This window comes from Vibrio sp. 1978 (assembly GCF_033344345.1).
Genome location: NZ_JAWPOP010000114.1, coordinates 1 through 1,216, shown reverse-complemented (window position 1 = coordinate 1,216; position 1,216 = coordinate 1). Strand labels below are relative to the sequence as shown.

Annotated in this window: 1 protein-coding gene; it reads left to right on the top strand. The window is 47.9% G+C overall.

Features of this window, described 5'->3' with window-relative positions; translation table 11 throughout:
* Window positions 1-1,216: bifunctional aspartate kinase/homoserine dehydrogenase II (gene metL / locus R8N49_RS24850; protein ID WP_318190182.1), on the top strand; the 1,216-nt coding region annotated here is incomplete at both ends.

The window sequence follows — 1,216 nt, the reverse complement described above, 5'->3', positions numbered from 1 at the left end:
AACCATTTGGAGTGATGTTGCTGGCGTTTACAGTGCGGATCCTCGTTTGGTGTCGGACGCATGTCTGTTGCCTTTACTGCGCTTAGACGAAGCGAGTGAACTGGCCCGCCTTGCAGCTCCGGTCTTGCATAGCCGTACGTTACAACCTGTCGCGCAAAGCACGATGGACTTAAGCCTCAAGTGCAGTTATCAACCTGAATCGGGTTCAACGCGTATTGAGCGTGTACTTGCTTCTGGGCGTGGAGCGAAAATCATCACTTCTTTGGATGAAGTATTGTTGATTCAATTGTCTTTTAGGCATGGTCATGACTTCAACAAAACCCAAAGTGATGTTTTAAAGTCTCTTCAACGTGCGCAACTCGAGCCACTCTCTTACGAAGCCCAAGCCGATCAGCAAAAATTACGCTTAGCGTACACCGCAGAGATTGCGACAGGTGCGCTGAAGTATCTACAAGATCTTGCGGTTGAAGCTGAAATCAAACTCAAAGAAGGCTATTCACTTGTGGCCGCTGTCGGAGCGGGCGTAACGAAGAATGCCAACCATTGTTTTGGTTTTTACCAAAAATTGAAGCACGCACCAGTTGAATTTGTTTCTGAAACTGAATCAGGTTTAAGCCTAGTTGCAGTACTGCGTCGCACCGATACCGAAGCATTAGTGCAGTTGATTCACAGCCAGTTATTCCAAGCGCAAAAGCGCGTAGCGGTAGCGTTATGTGGCAAAGGCAATATCGGTTCTAGCTGGTTAAATCTATTTGCGACTCAGAAAACAGAACTCGAAAAACGCCACGGTATGAGCTTTGACTTAGTCGCCGTTGTCGATAGCCAGACATATTGGTTTGATGAAAAGGGTATCGATGCGGCGGCGGTTGCCGACAAGTTTGATGATGAAAGTATTGAGAACGATGGGACGTGGCTGAGTCGGTTAGGCGATTTACAAGGTTATGATGAAGCCGTGGTATTGGACGTGACCGCGAGCAAAGAGTTGGCGCAACGTTATGTTGATATCGCTCAGCAAGGCATTCATTTAATTTCTGCTAACAAAGTTGCAGGCTCTGCCGACAGTCAGTACTACCATCAAGTGCAAGATGCATTCGCAAAAATCGGTCGCTACTGGCTCTACAACGCGACGGTTGGGGCAGGGTTACCTATCAACCATACCGTGCGAGATCTGCGTGAAAGTGGTGACGAGATTGTGGCGCTATCCGGAATCTTCTCA